This is a genomic window from Enterobacter sp. CFEC122 (assembly GCF_052983755.1).
In genome coordinates this window covers 123585-138935 of sequence record NZ_JBRIQR010000007.1, presented here as the reverse complement: position 1 = coordinate 138935, position 15351 = coordinate 123585, and the positions used below count along the sequence as shown (strand labels likewise).

Here is a 15351-nt window from a genome sequence, read left to right as displayed (position 1 = left end):
ATGAAAACTTTCCCGGACGATTTTTTATGGGGCGGCGCGGTTGCCGCGAATCAGGTAGAGGGGGCGTATCTGGAGGAGGGGAAAGGGCTGTCCACCTCTGACGTTCAGCCGCAGGGTGTCTTCGGCCCGGTAGTTGAGCGCGTCCCTGGGGACAGCGGCATCAAGGATGTCGCCATCGACTTCTATCATCGCTATCCGGAAGACATCAAGCTGTTCGCCGAGATGGGCTTTAGCTGCCTGCGCGTCTCCATTGCCTGGACCCGCATTTTTCCGAACGGTGACGAGCAGCAGCCGAACGAGGCGGGGCTGGCGTTTTACGACCGGTTGTTTGACGAGCTGGCCGCGCACAACATTACCCCGCTGGTAACGCTGTCGCACTATGAAATGCCATGGGGGCTGGTGAAGCAGTACGGCGGGTGGGGCAGCCGTCAGACTATCGGCTTCTTTGAGCGCTACGCCCGTACCGTGTTTGCGCGCTACAAAGAGAAGGTCAAGCTGTGGCTGACCTTCAACGAGATCAATATGTCTCTGCACGCGCCGATGACCGGCGTCGGTCTGCCGGAAACCAGCAGCAAAGGGGAGGTGTACCAGGCGATTCACCACCAGCTGGTGGCCAGCGCGCTGGCGGTGAAGGCCTGCCATGAGATTATCCCGGATGCCAGAATCGGCAACATGCTGCTGGGCGGCCTGATGTATCCGCTGACCTGCAAGCCGGAAGATGTTCTGGAGACGCTGCAGGAAAACCGCGCGTGGCAATTCTTTGGCGACGTGCAGTGTCGCGGCGCCTACCCGGGCTATATGCAGCGCTTCTTCCGTGACAACGGCATTCAGCTAGAGGTCACGGACGCCGACCGCGAGGCGCTGAAATCTACCGTCGATTTTATCTCCTTCAGCTACTACATGACGGGCTGCGTCACCGCGGATGACGCCCTCAACCAGCAGGCGCGCGGCAATATCCTGAGCATGGTGCCAAACCCGCATCTGGCCAGTTCCGAATGGGGCTGGCAGATTGACCCCATCGGCCTGCGTACTCTGCTAAACGTGCTCTGGGATCGCTATCAGAAGCCGCTGTTTATCGTGGAAAATGGCCTCGGGGCGAAGGATAAACCGGACGCAGACGGCGTGGTGCAGGACGACTACCGCATCAGCTATCTCAACGATCACCTGGTGCAGGTGCGGGAAGCGATCGAAGACGGCGTTGAGGTGATGGGCTACACCAGCTGGGGGCCCATCGATCTGGTAAGCGCATCAAAAGCTGAACTCTCTAAGCGCTACGGCTTTATTTACGTCGATCGCGATGACAGCGGGAAAGGCACGCTGGCGCGCAGCCGTAAGAAAAGTTTCTACTGGTATAAAGAGGTTATTGCGACAAAAGGCGCTTCGCTGAAAGTTTAATAAAGCGATCAACCTGACAGGGGATGTTCACCCTGTCGGGTTGATTATTTTTCATTTGCATAATTCAATTTAAATAATAATTCTGGTGAATATTTTTCCGTATATTTAAATCTATGACAATTTACGCATTGCCACGCATTACTAAAAAAATAAAGAGAATCAAGCGTAATTTGCGCCTTTATTTTTTGAGTTTATGGCGTCATGAAACGTTCTCTTATTTTATCTCTGAGTGCTCCCTTCGTTTTTATTCTGGCTGCCTGTGCGCCTGAACATGCCACGGTATTTCCCATTAAAACGCAAACCACGGCGGCGTCGGTGAATACGGTTCTGAATCATCAGGACTGGCCGAAAAATGAGTGGTGGAAAGCATATAACGATCCGGAACTTAACGGGCTTATTGCGAAAGCATTAAGCGATGCGCCGGATATGCAGATTGCCCGTCAGCGCATTACGCTTGCGGAAGCCCAGGCCAAAGCGGCTATGGCTGCCGACGGTCCGCAGATTGATTTTTCAGCGGATGCCGAACGTCAGAAAATGTCCGCCGAGGGGCTGATGGGGCCCTTTGCCATTACCGACCCGGCGGCAGGGACAACCGGGCCGTGGTACACCAACGGCACCTTTGGCCTGACGGCAGGCTGGGATCTCGATCTGTGGGGAAAAAATCGCGCGCAGGTCGAAGCCCGGATTGGCAAAGTGAATGCGCAAAAAGCGGAGCTGGAGCAGACCCGTCAGCTGCTGGCCAGCAGCGTGGCGCGGCTCTACTGGGAGTGGCAAACGCAGGCCGCCGTGGGGGAGGTCCTCGCGCAGATTAAACATGAGCAGGACAATATTATCGGTGCCGATCGCGAGCTGTATCAGCACGGGATCACCTCCTCCGTGGAGGGTGTTGAAACGGATATCAACGCCAGCAAAACCGAAGAGCAGCTGGCCGAAGTCAACGGGAAAATGAAAGCCATTGAGGCGCGCCTGGTCGCGCTGACGAACGCCTCCTCCGTGAAGCTGACGCGGCACGCTTTGCCAACGGTGGAAGCCTCGCTACCGTCGACGCTCGGCTATGAACTGCTGGCACGCCGTCCGGATCTGCAGGAGGCGCACTGGTATATCGAAGCCTCCATGAGCGAAGTGGAGGCCGCCAGAGCGGCGTTTTATCCTGACGTGAACCTGATGGCGTTCTTACAGCAGGATGCCCTCCATCTGAGCGATCTGTTCCGTTCGTCCGCGCAGCAGATGGGCGTGACCGCCGGGCTGACGCTGCCGATTTTCGACAGCGGCAGGCTTAACGCCGGGCTGGATATCGCTCAGGCGCAGAACAACCTTTCAGTAGCCAACTACAACAAAGCGGTGGTAGAGGCCGTCAATCAGGTGGCACACACGGCCAGTGAAGTCGAAACGCTGATGGCGAAAAACAGCCAGCAGCAGCAGGTTGAAAAAGATGCGGCACGGGTTGTGGCGCTGGCGCAGGCGCGTTTCAGCGCGGGGATCGTTGCGGGCTCCCGGGTCAGTGAAGCCAGAATACCGGCCCTTAAAGAGCACCTCGAAGGATTGCTGCTGAAGGGGCAGTATGTGGACGCCACGCTGCAGCTGACCTCCGCGCTGGGCGGTGGCTATCATCATGGCTAAAAAAGGTCATTAACTATACTTACCTCTTTGCAGTTTTTCAGGAGGTGAGTATGACAAGAGTAGCGATTGTGACCGCATCGGATTCCGGGATCGGTAAAACCACGGCCCTGATGCTGGCTGAGCGCGGGTTTGATATTGGCGTCACCTGGCACTCGGATGAGAAAGGGGCGCTGGAAACCTGCCGTGAAGTCGAAGCGCAGGGGCAGCGCGCGGAGGCTGTCCATCTTGATTTAAGCACCCTGCCGGAAGGCGCTGAGGCCATAGAGACGCTGATTGCGCGCTTTGGCCGGCTGGACGTGCTGGTCAATAATGCAGGGGCGATGACCAAAGCGCCGTTCCTCGAGATGCCGTTTGACGACTGGCGGAATATTTTCACCGTCGACGTGGACGGTGCGTTTCTCTGTTCACAGATAGCCGCAAGGCAGATGGTGAAGCAGGGGGAAGGGGGGCGGATTGTGAACATCACCTCGGTGCATGAACACACGCCTCTGCCGCAAGCGAGTGCCTACACGGCGGCAAAACACGCGCTCGGCGGCTTAACCAAATCCATGGCGATGGAGTTGGTGAAGCACAACATTCTGGTGAACGCCGTCGCGCCGGGTGCGATTGCCACGCCGATGAACGACATGGACGACAGCGAAGTGAAGGAAGGCTCCATGCCGGAAATTCCGCTGGCAAGGCCGGGCCACACGAAAGAGATTGCCAGCCTGGTGGCGTGGCTGTGCGACAGCGACGCCAGCTATACAACAGGGCAATCGTTTATCGTCGACGGGGGCTTTATGCTGGCGAACCCGCAGTTTAAGCCGGAGGGATAGATTCCCCTCTCCCTGTGAGAGAGGGTATTTTTAGTTCCCTCTCCCTGTGGGAGAGGGTTAGGGTGAGGGCATCAGGCCGCACTCACTCCTCATCCCGCGTCTTTTCACGGTGCTTCAGCCACAGTCGCACCGCAATCACCGCCACAACCACCAGAATCAACCACGCCCAGTGCTTCAGGTGCTGGTCGAGATTATGCAGCCAGGGCGCAATCACTTCGCCCCCTACATAACCGAGCGTCGTAAAGATCAGCGCCCAGGCAATCGCGCCCACAATATTGAGCGGCAGAAAAATTTTGGGCGGCAGATGGCTGGCGCCAATCAGTATCGGCCCGATAATGCGAAAGCCATACATAAAACGCGTGCCAATGACGAACAGGTAGGGATGACGTTGAATGAGCCGCTGAGCGCGGCGGATTTTCTTCTGATGCTTTGCGAAACGCTTGAGCAGCGTGGGCCCAAAGCGCAGCCCCAGAAAGTAGAGCAGCTGATCGCCTATCATCCCGCCCAGCGCGACCGCGGCAACAACCAGCGGGAACTTCAGTAACCCCTGATGCGCGGCGACGCCCCCTAACAGCGTGATGGTTTCACCTTCTGCCACGCTGCCGATGACCAGCGCGGCATAGCCATATTGCTCAATGAGTGCGTTAATATCCATTACGTAACGGTTTTCTCCCTCTGCGTGCCTCGTTTAATCATATACCCCTTGAATCAACGGCGGGGAAATCAACGGAAATTTCCCACTGTACATAAAATAATCTAAAGCCTGCATTATACTTAAGGTATCGCTGACGGGCCGACAACAAGGGGGCGCTATGAACCATGTCTGGGGACTTTTCTCCCATCCCGATCGTGAAATGCATGTCATTAAAAGTGAGAACGAAACGGTCTCGCATCATTACACGCACCACGTGCTGCTGATGGCCGCGGTGCCGGTAATATGCGCTTTTATCGGAACGACACAAATCGGCTGGAACTTCGGTGACGGCACCGTGGTTCAGCTTTCCTGGTTTACCGGACTCTATCTTGCCATCATCTTTTATGGCCTGATGCTGGCGGGGGTGGCGGTCATGGGGCGCGTCATTCACTGGATGGCGCGTAACTATCCGCAGCGTCCATCGCTGGCGCACTGTATGGTCTTTGCCGGGTATGTCGCGACCCCGCTGTTCTTAAGCGGTATTGTTGCGCTCTATCCACTGGTCTGGCTGTGCGCGCTGATCGGTACCATTGCCCTCTTTTACACCGGTTATCTGCTGTATCTGGGGGTTCCTACCTTCCTGAATATCAATAAAGAAGAGGGGCTGAGCTTCTCGAGCTCAACGCTCGCCATCGGGGTGCTGGTGCTGGAGGCGCTCCTGGCGCTGACGGTGATTCTTTGGGGTTATGGATACCGACTCTTCTGAGTTCACTGCATTGCTGGCGTAAATGCCAGCAATGCAGCATCCGTTCACGATTATCCTCTGGCGACAACGCCCGCTGACGGCTATGATGCCGAGGCCAGCCTGTGTTTATCTAACAACCCAGGCGGTGTACGTCATAACGTGCGTGAATAATTATCAGAAGTCTCACCATGCTGAAATTCCGAGTCTCTTTACTTAGCCTGGCGCTGTTGCTGGGTGCGTCCGCAGTCGTACCGGCCGTCGCCAAAACGCCCGCGGTGACCACCGCTGCTGCTCAGCCGCAAATTGCGTCCGGCAGCGCGATGATTGTCGATCTCAACACCAATAAGGTGATTTACGCCAGCCATCCGGACCTGGTGCGACCGATCGCCTCAATTACCAAATTAATGACCGCGATGGTGGTGCTTGATGCCCATCTGCCGCTGGACGAAAAACTGAAAGTGGATATTAGCCACACGCCGGAGATGAAAGGGATCTACTCCCGCGTGCGGCTGAACAGTGAGATCAGCCGTAAAAATATGCTGCTGCTGGCGCTGATGTCGTCTGAAAACCGCGCGGCGGCGAGCCTGGCGCACCACTATCCGGGCGGCTACGACGCGTTTATCCGCGCGATGAACGCGAAAGCCAAAGCGCTGGGGATGAACAATACGCACTATGTTGAACCGACGGGGCTGTCGATCAACAACGTCTCCACGGCGCGCGATCTGACGAAACTGCTGATTGCCAGCAAACAGTACCCGCTGATTGGTCAGCTCAGTACCACCCGTGAAGAGATGGCGACCTTTGCGAACCCGGCCTATACGCTGCCGTTCCGCAATACTAACCATCTGGTATACCGGGATAACTGGAATATTCAGCTAACGAAAACTGGCTTTACCAACGCGGCGGGACACTGTCTGGTGATGCGCACCGTATTTAACGGTAAGCCGGTGGCGCTGGTAGTGATGGATGCCTTCGGCAAATACACGCACTTCGCGGATGCGAGCCGCCTGCGTACCTGGATTGAAACAGGAAAAGTGCAGCCTGTACCGGCCGCGGCACTGACGTATAAAAAGCAGAAAGCGGAGCAGATGGCGACGGCGCAGAACGACTGAGCCGTCTGTCAGCGCCGGGTGGCGGCTTTGCCTTACCCGGCCTACAAACACTAAAAACGGTAACCCAGGTTACCGTTTTGCGTTTATTCCGGCAGCGTCCAGTCACCATCGTTGAGCGGGCGCTGCATAATCACCGTATCCCGCCAGTCGCCTTTCTTGTAGCCTACGCTGCGCAGCTGACCGACAATCACGAAACCATGTTTTTTATGCAGACGTAACGAGCCGGCATTGTTATTGCCATCTCCTACCACGGCAATCATCTGCCGCCACGGCCCTTGCTCGCAGCGTGCGATCAGCGCATCCATCAGTGCCGTGCCAAAACCGCGCCCGGTGATGCTGGCATCCACGTAAATCGACTCTTCCAGGGTATAGCGGTAGGCGTGTCGCGGTCGGTAAGGGGTGGCATAGCAGTAGCCCACCACAATGCCGCGGTACAGCGCGATAAGCCACGGTAAACCGTTCTCCGCCACGCTTTTCATGCGATGACGCATTTCGTCAATAGTCGGGGGGACTTCTTCAAATGACGCGCGCCCGTGAAGCACATGCCAGGCATAGATCGCGGCAATGGCATGCACATCATCGGGACGGGCGTCGCGCACTTCCAGCTCGGTCTCGGATAAAACATCAATAGCCGACATGATGTGCCTGCTCCTCTTATCGAAGGCCGGAGAAACGTTTCTCCGGCGATAAGCGGTTACTCTATTACGATTAAGGAGCGCTTAACAATCTCTCAAATTTGGCTGTAGGAATTAATCAGACGTTTGCGTTATGTGCTGCTCCGCGTCTGCGCTCTCTTTCCAGTATTTCTTCCGCGTTGTTTTACCGATGCCGGGATTCATGCTGTTTGTAGGGTCATTCTCGCGATAAAACTGCTTAAGTGCGTCAGGGGCTTTATAAAGATGTCCGACGTTGTGTTCCGCAGGATATTGTGCGCCGCGTTCACGCAGAAGGGCGAGCATCTGCTCCTTCAGTTCGTGTGCATCGACCCCTTTCTTGACGATGTAATCCTGATGGAAGACATAGCACATAAAGTGGCCGTAATAGAGCTTGTGCACCAGCTTGCTGTCGATTTCCGGCGGCAGGTGTTCAAACCACTCGGTGTCGTTACGCCGCAGGGCGATATCGAGCGCCAGAATATCTTCCACCTCTTCGGAATGTACCGCCTGATATCGGATGGCGGCCCCTGCGGCGGCAAAGCGGTGCAGGAAGGCTTTGCTGCCCTCTTCAGGCGTACAGGCAAAGAAATCCCCTTCGGCCGTTTTAAAGAATTCGGTCAGCCAGGCCTGCGCTTCGGCAATTCCGTCTCCGGCCATTTTCAGCAGCAGGTGATGCTCGTACCTGTCGCGCCAGGTTTTCATCCTCTCCGGCAGATGCGCCGGGAAAACGTTGCCCAGCTTCTGCATAAAGCGGTCGGTGAAGTGGGGTTTGAACAGCGACACTTTCTCCAGCATCGCGTCGGTACGGCCCTTCATGGTGAAGAAGAACGGCATTTTGTCGGTGCCGAGCTTGTCGATCATCAGGAACGTGTCTTTGCCGTAGCGCTCGGCGATGTCGTAAATGTCCCGGTGCATGTATTCGCCCGCCACCGGCAGATGGGTGAATTCGCCCAGAATATGACGGCGGATCTCCGTCAGAACCTCAGGCTGGTTGGTGCCGATGTAGAATACCTGCTGCTTTTTCTCGGCCGGGAAGGTGTCGAGACGCACCGCAAAAACGGCCAGCTTGCCCGCGCAGCCAGAGGATTCAAACAGGCGATCCGGGTCAGCGTTGTAGCGCGCCGGCGTATCGGCATTGATATCCCGCACGCGGGTCACGTAGTCATGATCGTGCGCATGGCGACCGTCGTGCTGAACGTCTTCATCCTTCACGCGATCGTCGTCGAGCTTGCTGAGGATCTGTTCTGGCGTGACGCCGAGATCGATTCCCAGGTGGTTCACCAGCGTCAGCTTGCCGTTTTCGTCAATACGGGCAAACAGGGACATCTCGGTATAGGCGGGGCCGCGCTGCACCAGCGAGCCGCCAGAGTTATTGCAGATCCCACCGACCACCGAGGCGCCAATGCAGGAGGAGCCGATCACCGAGTGCGGTTCGCGGCCCAGCGGCTTAAGCGCTTTCTCGAGGGAGTAGAGCGTCGTGCCGGGGAACGCGAGCACCTGCTCGCCCTTGTCCAGCAGGTGCAGCTTGTCGAGGCGCAGGGTGCTGATAATCACGATGTCACGATCGTAGTCGTTGCCGTTCGGCGTGGAGCCTTCGGTCAGGCCGGTGTTGGCCGCCTGCATTAAAATAATCTTGTCGGCGGCGACGCAGGCGCTCAGGACGCGCCACAGCTCCAGCAGCGTGCCGGGGAAAACCACCGCCAGCGCGTCGCCCTGACCGGAGCGGAAGCCCTTGCGGTAGCGGGCGGTTTTAGCCGGGTCGGTAAGCAGGTGAGAGGAGCCAACCAGGCGCGACAGTTCGTTAATAAAGGTTTTGTTATCGTCAGTTCGAACAGAAGACATCTTCCACTCCTTGTGGTGGGGCAAATTTCTCGCTGTAAAGCATAGCGCGATTAACTGTTAAGCGGTCGAGTATTCACGAGAAAAATCAGAGAATAACCCTGCAACGATCGGAGGGTTTGTGGCACACTGCGCTTTTCGCACGGTATGGCCGAGATCGTCCGGCGGTTATTGATGAGAGAGTAAAACGACATGAAATGGCTATGTTCTGTAGGTGTCGCCGTCAGCCTGGCGCTGCAACCTGCGCTGGCAGAGGATTTGTTTGGCAATCACCCGCTCACGCCTGAAGCGCGGGACGCGTTTGTCACGGAATTGCTCAAGAAAATGACGGTCGATGAGAAAATCGGCCAGCTGCGTCTGATCAGCGTCGGCCCGGATAACCCGAAAGAGGCCATCCGCGAGATGATCAAAGACGGGCAGGTAGGGGCCATCTTTAATACCGTCACCCGCCAGGATATCCGCAAGATGCAGGACCAGGTGATGGATCTCAGCCGCCTGAAAATTCCGCTGTTCTTTGCCTATGACGTGGTGCACGGCCAGCGTACCGTCTTCCCCATCAGCCTCGGCTTAGCCTCCTCCTTTAACCTCGACGCGGTGAAAACCGTCGGGCGCGTGTCGGCTTATGAAGCGGCGGACGACGGCCTGAACATGACCTGGGCGCCTATGGTGGACGTCTCGCGCGATCCGCGCTGGGGCCGCGGCTCGGAAGGCTTTGGTGAAGATACGTATTTAACCTCCACGATGGGTAAAACCATGGTGGAAGCGATGCAGGGCAAAAGCCCGGCGGACCGCTACTCGGTGATGACCAGCGTCAAGCACTTTGCGGCCTACGGCGCGGTGGAGGGCGGTAAAGAGTACAACACCGTCGACATGAGCCCGCAGCGCCTGTTCAACGACTACATGCCGCCATACAAGGCCGGTCTGGATGCGGGCAGCGGCGCGGTGATGGTGGCGCTGAACTCGCTGAACGGCACGCCTGCGACCTCTGATTCCTGGCTGCTGAAAGACGTGCTGCGCGACCAGTGGGGCTTTAAGGGCATTACCGTTTCCGACCACGGCGCGATTAAAGAGCTGATCAAACACGGTACCGCCTCCGATCCGGAAGACGCGGTGCGCGTGGCGCTCAAGTCCGGCATCAACATGAGCATGAGCGACGAGTATTACAGCAAGTATCTGCCGGGGCTGGTGAAGAGCGGCAAGGTGACGATGGCGGAGCTGGACGATGCCACCCGTCACGTGCTGAACGTGAAATACGACATGGGGCTGTTTAACGATCCGTACAGCCACCTGGGTCCGAAAGACTCCGACCCGGCAGATACCAACGCTGAAAGCCGCCTGCACCGCAAAGAGGCGCGTGACGTCGCGCGCGAAAGCCTGGTGCTGCTGAAGAACCGCCTCGACACGCTGCCGCTGAAAAAATCCGGCACCATTGCCGTGGTGGGTCCGCTGGCCGACAGCAAGCGCGACGTCATGGGCAGCTGGTCTGCGGCGGGCGTGGCTGACCAGTCCGTGACCGTGCTGACCGGTATCAAGAGTGCCGTCGGTGAAAACGCCAAAGTGGTTTACGCCAAAGGGGCGAACGTCACCAACGATAAAGATATCGTGACCTTCCTCAACCAGTACGAGGAAGCGGTGAAGGTCGATCCGCGCACGCCGAAGGAGATGATTGACGAAGCGGTGAACGCCGCGAAGCAGTCTGACGTCGTTGTTGCGGTTGTGGGTGAAGCGCAGGGTATGGCGCACGAAGCCTCCAGCCGTACCGATATCAACATTCCACAGAGCCAGCGCGATCTGATTGCCGCCCTGAAAGCCACCGGCAAGCCGCTGGTGCTGGTGCTGATGAACGGTCGTCCGCTGGCGCTGGTGAAGGAAGACCAGCAGGCTGACGCCATTCTGGAAACCTGGTTCGCCGGTACCGAAGGCGGTAACGCCATCGCCGACGTGCTGTTTGGCGATTACAACCCGTCGGGCAAGCTGCCGATGTCCTTCCCGCGCTCCGTCGGGCAGATTCCGGTGTACTACAGCCACCTGAATACCGGTCGCCCGTACAACGCCGACAAGCCGAACAAGTACACCTCTCGCTACTTTGACGAAGCTAACGGCCCGCTCTATCCGTTTGGTTACGGCCTGAGCTACACCACCTTCAAGGTCTCCGACGTGAAAATGTCGGCGCCGACCCTGAAGCGTGACGGCAACGTCACCGCCAGCGTTGAGGTGACCAACACCGGCAAGCGCGAAGGGGCTACGGTGATCCAGATGTACGTGCAGGATGTCACCGCGTCGATGAGCCGTCCGGTGAAACAGCTGCGCGGCTTTGAGAAGGTCAACCTGAAGCCGGGGGAAACCAAAACCATCAGCTTCCCGATCGACGTGGATGCGCTGAAGTTCTGGAACCAGCAGATGAAATACGATGCGGAACCGGGCAAATTTAACGTCTTTATCGGCGTGGACTCCGCCCGCGTGAATAAAGGTGAGTTCGAGCTGCTGTAACCTTTCCCTCCTTTGCCTCCCCCCGTCCTGCGGGGGAGGCGTCTTACCTTATGCTAAAAAGGCATTTTGACGGTTAATTCCGCCGTTTTAAGCTACGCTTTTCTCTCAAGCCTCTGAAAAAGGCAGCAAAAAAATGAGGATAGCGGAATGATGATTGCAAAGGGGATGTTGGGATCTGCGGTGTTACTGGCGGCGCTGAGCCTGCCGTTACAGGCGGCGGAGCCGGTAAAAGTGGGCTCGAAGATCGATACCGAAGGCGCGCTGCTCGGCAATATTATTTTGCAGGTGCTGGAAAGCCACGGCGTGAAAACGGTCAATAAAGTCCAGCTCGGCACCACGCCCGTCGTGCGCGGCGCGATTACCTCCGGCGAGCTGGATATCTACCCGGAATACACCGGCAACGGCGCATTCTTCTTCAAAGATGAAAACGATCCGGCATGGAAAAACGCCAAAGCCGGGTATGAGAAAGTCAAAAAACTCGACGCGGAACAGAACAAACTGGTTTGGCTGACCCCGGCGCCGGCCAACAATACCTGGACTATCGCCGTGCGCAAGGACGTGGCGGAGAAAGGGAAGCTGACTACCCTGGCGGATCTCAGCCGCTACCTGAAAGAGAAGGGCGACTTTAAGCTTGCGGCGTCGGCGGAGTTCATCGAGCGTCCTGACGCGCTGCCCGCGTTTGAAAAAGCCTACGACTTCAAGCTCGACCAGGCGCAGCTGCTCTCGCTGGCGGGTGGGGATACCGCGGTGACCATCAAAGCGGCGGCACAGCAAACTTCCGGCGTTAACGCGGCCATGGCCTACGGTACCGACGGCCCGGTGGCGGCGCTTGGCCTGCAGACCCTGACCGATCCAAAAGGCGTACAGCCAATTTACGCGCCGACCCCGGTGGTGCGTGAGGCGGTGCTGAAAGCGTACCCGGACATTGCAGAATGGCTCAAACCGGTCTTCGAAAAGCTGGATGAAAAAACGCTGCAGCAGCTGAATGCCAGCATTGCCGTCGAGGGGCTGGATGCCAAAAAAGTGGCCGCCGACTTCCTGAAACAACAAGGGCTTGTGAAGTAACGGGAAAAGGCTGTGCCAATAAAATGTCATAACCGCGTCCTGCTGCTGCTGGCCTGCGTAGCCATCGCGGCGGTCGCGTTACCGTTTGTCAACGTTGCCCCAAACCGCCTGATGTCGGGGGAGGGAAAAGCGCTCTGGCAGGTCTGGTCGTTTACGCCGGGGTGGCTGGCGGCGGCGCTGGGCGCGTGGGTGATCCTGTCGCTCTGGCAGGGACGCCTGGCCCAGTGGCTGACGCTGCTTCTCTCTGAAGGGCTGTTTATTCTCCTGTTCTGGAGCGCCGGGCTGGCGGCGACGCATATGGCCTCGGCGGAAAGTCCGCTGGCGAGAACCACTATCGGCAGCGGCCTGTGGCTGTGGCTGGCGCTCTGCCTGCTGGCCTGCAGCGATGCGATTCGTCGACTCATCCCCAGCGCCGTCTGGCGATGGGTGCTCAATGCGCAGATATGGTGTATTCCTTTACTCCTGCTGTTCAGCGGTGAGCTGAACAACCTCTCGCTGTTAAAAGAATACGCCAACCGTCAGGAGGTGTTTGATGATGCCCTCGCGCAGCACCTGACGATCCTCTTCGGTACGCTCTTTCCGGCGCTTCTGGTTGGGATCCCCCTTGGCATGTGGTGCTATCGCCATCCTTCACGCCAGGGCGGGGTTTTTACCGTGCTCAATGTTATCCAGACCATTCCTTCCGTCGCGCTGTTTGGCCTGCTGATTGCGCCGCTGGCCGGGCTGGTGAAGTCGTTTCCGGCGCTGGGAATGCTGGGAATAGCCGGAACGGGATTAACGCCCGCGCTTATCGCGCTGGTGCTGTATGCCCTGCTGCCGCTGGTACGCGGCGTGGTCGCGGGCTTAGGTCAGGTCGCACCTGACGTGCTGGAAAGCGCCCATGCGATGGGAATGAGCGCGCGGCAGTGTTTCTGGAAAATTCAGCTCCCGCTGGCGCTGCCCCTGCTGTTGCGCAGCCTGAGGGTGGTGGCGGTCCAGACCGTCGGCATGGCGGTGATTGCGGCGCTGATTGGCGCGGGCGGCTTTGGCGCGCTGGTCTTCCAGGGGCTGCTGAGCAGTGCCCTGGATCTGGTGTTATTGGGCGTGGTGCCCACGATTGCGCTGGCGGTGGTCGTCGACGCACTGTTTGCCTTATGGCTCGCGCTGCTCGGGAGAAGAGCCAATGATTGAATTTCATGATGTCAGTAAAACCTTTGCCGGTCGCCCGGCGGCGAGCCACCTGAACCTGAACTTTGCCGAGGGCGCGTTTTCCGTGCTGATTGGCACCTCCGGGTCGGGCAAATCCACCACACTGAAGATGATCAACCGGCTGGTGGAGCATGACAGCGGGCTGATCCGCTTTGCCGGGGAAGAGATCCGCAGCCTGCCGGTGCTGGAGCTGCGCCGTCGGATGGGTTATGCCATACAGTCCATCGGACTGTTTCCGCACTGGACGGTGGCGCAGAACATCGCCACCGTGCTGCAGCTGGAGAAATGGTCGCGGACGAAAATCGCCGAACGCGTTGATGAACTGATGTCTCTGCTGGGGCTAGAGCCCGCGCTGCGCGACCGCTATCCGCACCAGCTTTCCGGCGGGCAGCAGCAGCGCGTGGGCGTAGCGCGCGCGCTGGCGGCCAACCCGCAGGTGCTGCTGATGGACGAACCCTTCGGCGCGCTGGATCCGGTCACGCGCGGGGCGCTGCAGGCGGAGATGACCCGCATTCACCGCATTCTCGGACGCACGATCGTGCTCGTGACGCACGATATTGATGAAGCCCTGCGCCTGGCCGACCATCTGGTGCTGATGGATCATGGCGAAGTTGTGCAGCAGGGCTCGCCGCTTGAGCTGTTAACCTGGCCGAAGAACGACTTTGTGCGCGAGTTTTTTGGCCGCAGCGAGTTGGGCGTCAGGCTGCTCTCCCTGCGAACGGTGAGCGACTATATGCGTCGGGAGGCGGCGCCGGTGAGCGGCGAACCGCTGCAGGCGCAGATGAGCCTGCGGGATGCGCTCTCCGCGTTTGTCGCGCGCCAGTGCGAAGTATTGCCCGTTTCGGATGCCCGGGGCGCGCCGTGCGGCACCTTACACTTTCGCGATCTGCTGGCCGGGGAGGTGACGCGTGAAGGCACTGCGTGATCCGCTTCTCTGGCTGGTAGCGCTCTTTGTCGGCTTACTGTTTCTGATGCCCCACAGCGCGGCGCTGTTTAACGGTCTCTTTCCCGGGCTGCCGCGGCCGGTGTATCAGCAGGAGAGCTTCATTAATCTCGCCCTGGCGCATCTCTGGCTGGTGGCGCTCTCAAGCGCCATCGCGGTTGTGCTGGGCGTGGGGGCGGGCATCGCGGTCACGCGGCCCGCGGGCCGGGAGTTTCGCCCGCTGGTGGAGACGATTGCGGCCATCGGACAGACGTTTCCCCCGGTGGCGGTGCTGGCGATAGCGGTGCCGGTGATGGGCTTTGGCCAACAGCCTGCCATCATTGCGCTGATTCTGTACGGCGTATTGCCGGTGCTGCAGGGCACGCTGGCGGGCCTCGCGGCGGTACCTGCGTCCGTGCTGAGCGTGGCGGAAGGGATGGGGATGAGTCGCGGTCAGCGGCTGCGCAAGGTTGAACTGCCGCTAGCGGCACCGGTTATCATTGCCGGGATCCGCACGTCGGTCATCATTAACATCGGGACGGCGACCATTGCGTCGACGGTCGGCGCTAATACGCTGGGCACGCCGATCATTATCGGCTTAAGCGGGTTTAATACGGCGTATATTGTGCAGGGAGCGCTGCTGGTTGCGCTGGCGGCAATCGTCGTCGATCGCGCTTTTGAGCGGCTGGCGCTGTACCTCAGCCGACACCGCCGCGAACAATAAACGAGTACCCTGCCAGCATCACGCCGCCGATACCGCTTACGGCCATCAGGACAAAAAGGGTAATAATGGCCAGTTTGGTTGCCTTCATCATGTGCTCCTGTTGTTAACGGAACAATTATACGGTGAAGCGCAGCTGTTAATGAACC

At 58.4% G+C, this 15351-nt stretch carries 14 protein-coding genes; 10 read left to right on the top strand and 4 right to left on the bottom strand.

The features are described 5' to 3' along the window. The 3 genes from ACVCAM_RS07335 to ACVCAM_RS07325 all read left to right on the top strand — a co-directional run bounded on the left by ACVCAM_RS07335 (position 1) and on the right by ACVCAM_RS07325 (position 3830). Positions 1–1395 (top strand): glycoside hydrolase family 1 protein, encoded by a 1395-nt coding sequence (locus ACVCAM_RS07335; RefSeq protein WP_023325664.1) that lies wholly within the window; start codon positions 1–3, stop codon positions 1393–1395. A 201-nt stretch (positions 1396–1596) separates the two neighbouring features. Continuing rightward, entirely contained in the window at positions 1597–3015 is a 1419-nt protein-coding gene (gene mdtQ / locus ACVCAM_RS07330; protein WP_407223519.1) for a multidrug resistance outer membrane protein MdtQ, read from the top strand. Between the two features lie 50 nt (positions 3016–3065). Then, complete coding sequence (locus ACVCAM_RS07325; protein WP_008500906.1) at positions 3066–3830, top strand: SDR family oxidoreductase; 765 nt, start codon at positions 3066–3068, stop codon at positions 3828–3830. Positions 3831–3912: 82 nt separating this feature from the next. Here the strand turns inward: ACVCAM_RS07325 and ACVCAM_RS07320 are convergent, their stop codons facing one another. After that, positions 3913–4485, bottom strand: a complete 573-nt coding sequence (locus ACVCAM_RS07320; protein ID WP_008500905.1) for a DedA family protein — start codon at positions 4483–4485, stop codon at positions 3913–3915. Positions 4486–4642: 157 nt separating this feature from the next. Here ACVCAM_RS07320 and ACVCAM_RS07315 point away from each other — a divergent pair, with 157 nt between their 5' ends. Both ACVCAM_RS07315 and pbpG read left to right on the top strand, forming a co-directional pair. Further along, positions 4643–5230 (top strand): Yip1 family protein, encoded by a 588-nt coding sequence (locus tag ACVCAM_RS07315; RefSeq protein ID WP_008500904.1) that lies wholly within the window; start codon positions 4643–4645, stop codon positions 5228–5230. Between the two features lie 167 nt (positions 5231–5397). Next, positions 5398–6321: a D-alanyl-D-alanine endopeptidase gene (gene pbpG, locus ACVCAM_RS07310; protein WP_023293820.1), complete on the top strand. Its 924-nt coding sequence runs from the start codon at positions 5398–5400 to the stop codon at positions 6319–6321. A gap of 83 nt (positions 6322–6404) precedes the next feature. On the opposite strand, the gene ACVCAM_RS07305 is transcribed toward pbpG, so the two are convergent. Next, positions 6405–6959: a GNAT family N-acetyltransferase gene (locus ACVCAM_RS07305; RefSeq protein WP_008500902.1), complete on the bottom strand. Its 555-nt coding sequence runs from the start codon at positions 6957–6959 to the stop codon at positions 6405–6407. 111 nt (positions 6960–7070) lie between these two features. After that, positions 7071–8819: a D-lactate dehydrogenase gene (gene dld / locus ACVCAM_RS07300; RefSeq protein WP_407223518.1), complete on the bottom strand. Its 1749-nt coding sequence runs from the start codon at positions 8817–8819 to the stop codon at positions 7071–7073. A gap of 189 nt (positions 8820–9008) precedes the next feature. On the opposite strand from dld, the gene bglX reads away from it, so the two are divergent. The 5 genes from bglX to ACVCAM_RS07275 all read left to right on the top strand — a co-directional run bounded on the left by bglX (position 9009) and on the right by ACVCAM_RS07275 (position 15205). Further along, positions 9009–11306 carry a beta-glucosidase BglX gene (gene bglX, locus ACVCAM_RS07295; RefSeq protein ID WP_447093560.1) on the top strand — a complete coding sequence of 766 codons (2298 nt, stop codon included), beginning with the start codon at positions 9009–9011 and terminating at the stop codon, positions 11304–11306. Positions 11307–11453: 147 nt separating this feature from the next. Continuing rightward, entirely contained in the window at positions 11454–12371 is a 918-nt protein-coding gene (gene osmF / locus ACVCAM_RS07290) for a glycine betaine ABC transporter substrate-binding protein OsmF (protein WP_139963847.1), read from the top strand. Between the two features lie 12 nt (positions 12372–12383). Beyond that, positions 12384–13541: an ABC transporter permease gene (locus ACVCAM_RS07285; RefSeq protein ID WP_023293823.1), complete on the top strand. Its 1158-nt coding sequence runs from the start codon at positions 12384–12386 to the stop codon at positions 13539–13541. Continuing rightward, complete coding sequence (locus ACVCAM_RS07280) at positions 13534–14484, top strand: ABC transporter ATP-binding protein (protein WP_021241488.1); 951 nt, start codon at positions 13534–13536, stop codon at positions 14482–14484. Before ACVCAM_RS07285 ends, ACVCAM_RS07280 begins: the two co-directional genes overlap by 8 nt. After that, positions 14468–15205 (top strand): ABC transporter permease, encoded by a 738-nt coding sequence (locus tag ACVCAM_RS07275; protein WP_023344535.1) that lies wholly within the window; start codon positions 14468–14470, stop codon positions 15203–15205. The genes ACVCAM_RS07280 and ACVCAM_RS07275 overlap by 17 nt, the downstream gene beginning before the upstream one ends. Here ACVCAM_RS07275 and ACVCAM_RS07270 read toward each other — a convergent pair. Continuing rightward, positions 15180–15293 (bottom strand): protein YohO, encoded by a 114-nt coding sequence (locus tag ACVCAM_RS07270; RefSeq protein ID WP_008500895.1) that lies wholly within the window; start codon positions 15291–15293, stop codon positions 15180–15182. The two genes, ACVCAM_RS07275 and ACVCAM_RS07270, sit on opposite strands and share 26 nt — an antisense overlap. Between the last annotated feature and the right edge of the window lie 58 nt (positions 15294–15351).

Excerpts from the sequence above, each read along its gene's own strand:
- ACVCAM_RS07325 (WP_008500906.1), top strand. The coding sequence starts at position 3,066 with ATGACAAGAGTAGCGATTGTGACCGCATCGGATTCCGGGATCGGTAAA.
- dld (WP_407223518.1), bottom strand. The coding sequence starts at position 8,819 with ATGTCTTCTGTTCGAACTGACGATAACAAAACCTTTATTAACGAACTG.
- ACVCAM_RS07280 (WP_021241488.1), top strand. The coding sequence starts at position 13,534 with ATGATTGAATTTCATGATGTCAGTAAAACCTTTGCCGGTCGCCCGGCG.
- ACVCAM_RS07315 (WP_008500904.1), top strand. The coding sequence starts at position 4,643 with ATGAACCATGTCTGGGGACTTTTCTCCCATCCCGATCGTGAAATGCAT.
- mdtQ (WP_407223519.1), top strand. The coding sequence starts at position 1,597 with ATGAAACGTTCTCTTATTTTATCTCTGAGTGCTCCCTTCGTTTTTATT.
- ACVCAM_RS07305 (WP_008500902.1), bottom strand. The coding sequence starts at position 6,959 with ATGTCGGCTATTGATGTTTTATCCGAGACCGAGCTGGAAGTGCGCGAC.
- ACVCAM_RS07270 (WP_008500895.1), bottom strand. The coding sequence starts at position 15,293 with ATGAAGGCAACCAAACTGGCCATTATTACCCTTTTTGTCCTGATGGCC.
- osmF (WP_139963847.1), top strand. The coding sequence starts at position 11,454 with ATGATGATTGCAAAGGGGATGTTGGGATCTGCGGTGTTACTGGCGGCG.
- pbpG (WP_023293820.1), top strand. The coding sequence starts at position 5,398 with ATGCTGAAATTCCGAGTCTCTTTACTTAGCCTGGCGCTGTTGCTGGGT.
- ACVCAM_RS07335 (WP_023325664.1), top strand. The coding sequence starts at position 1 with ATGAAAACTTTCCCGGACGATTTTTTATGGGGCGGCGCGGTTGCCGCG.
- ACVCAM_RS07320 (WP_008500905.1), bottom strand. The coding sequence starts at position 4,485 with ATGGATATTAACGCACTCATTGAGCAATATGGCTATGCCGCGCTGGTC.
- bglX (WP_447093560.1), top strand. The coding sequence starts at position 9,009 with ATGAAATGGCTATGTTCTGTAGGTGTCGCCGTCAGCCTGGCGCTGCAA.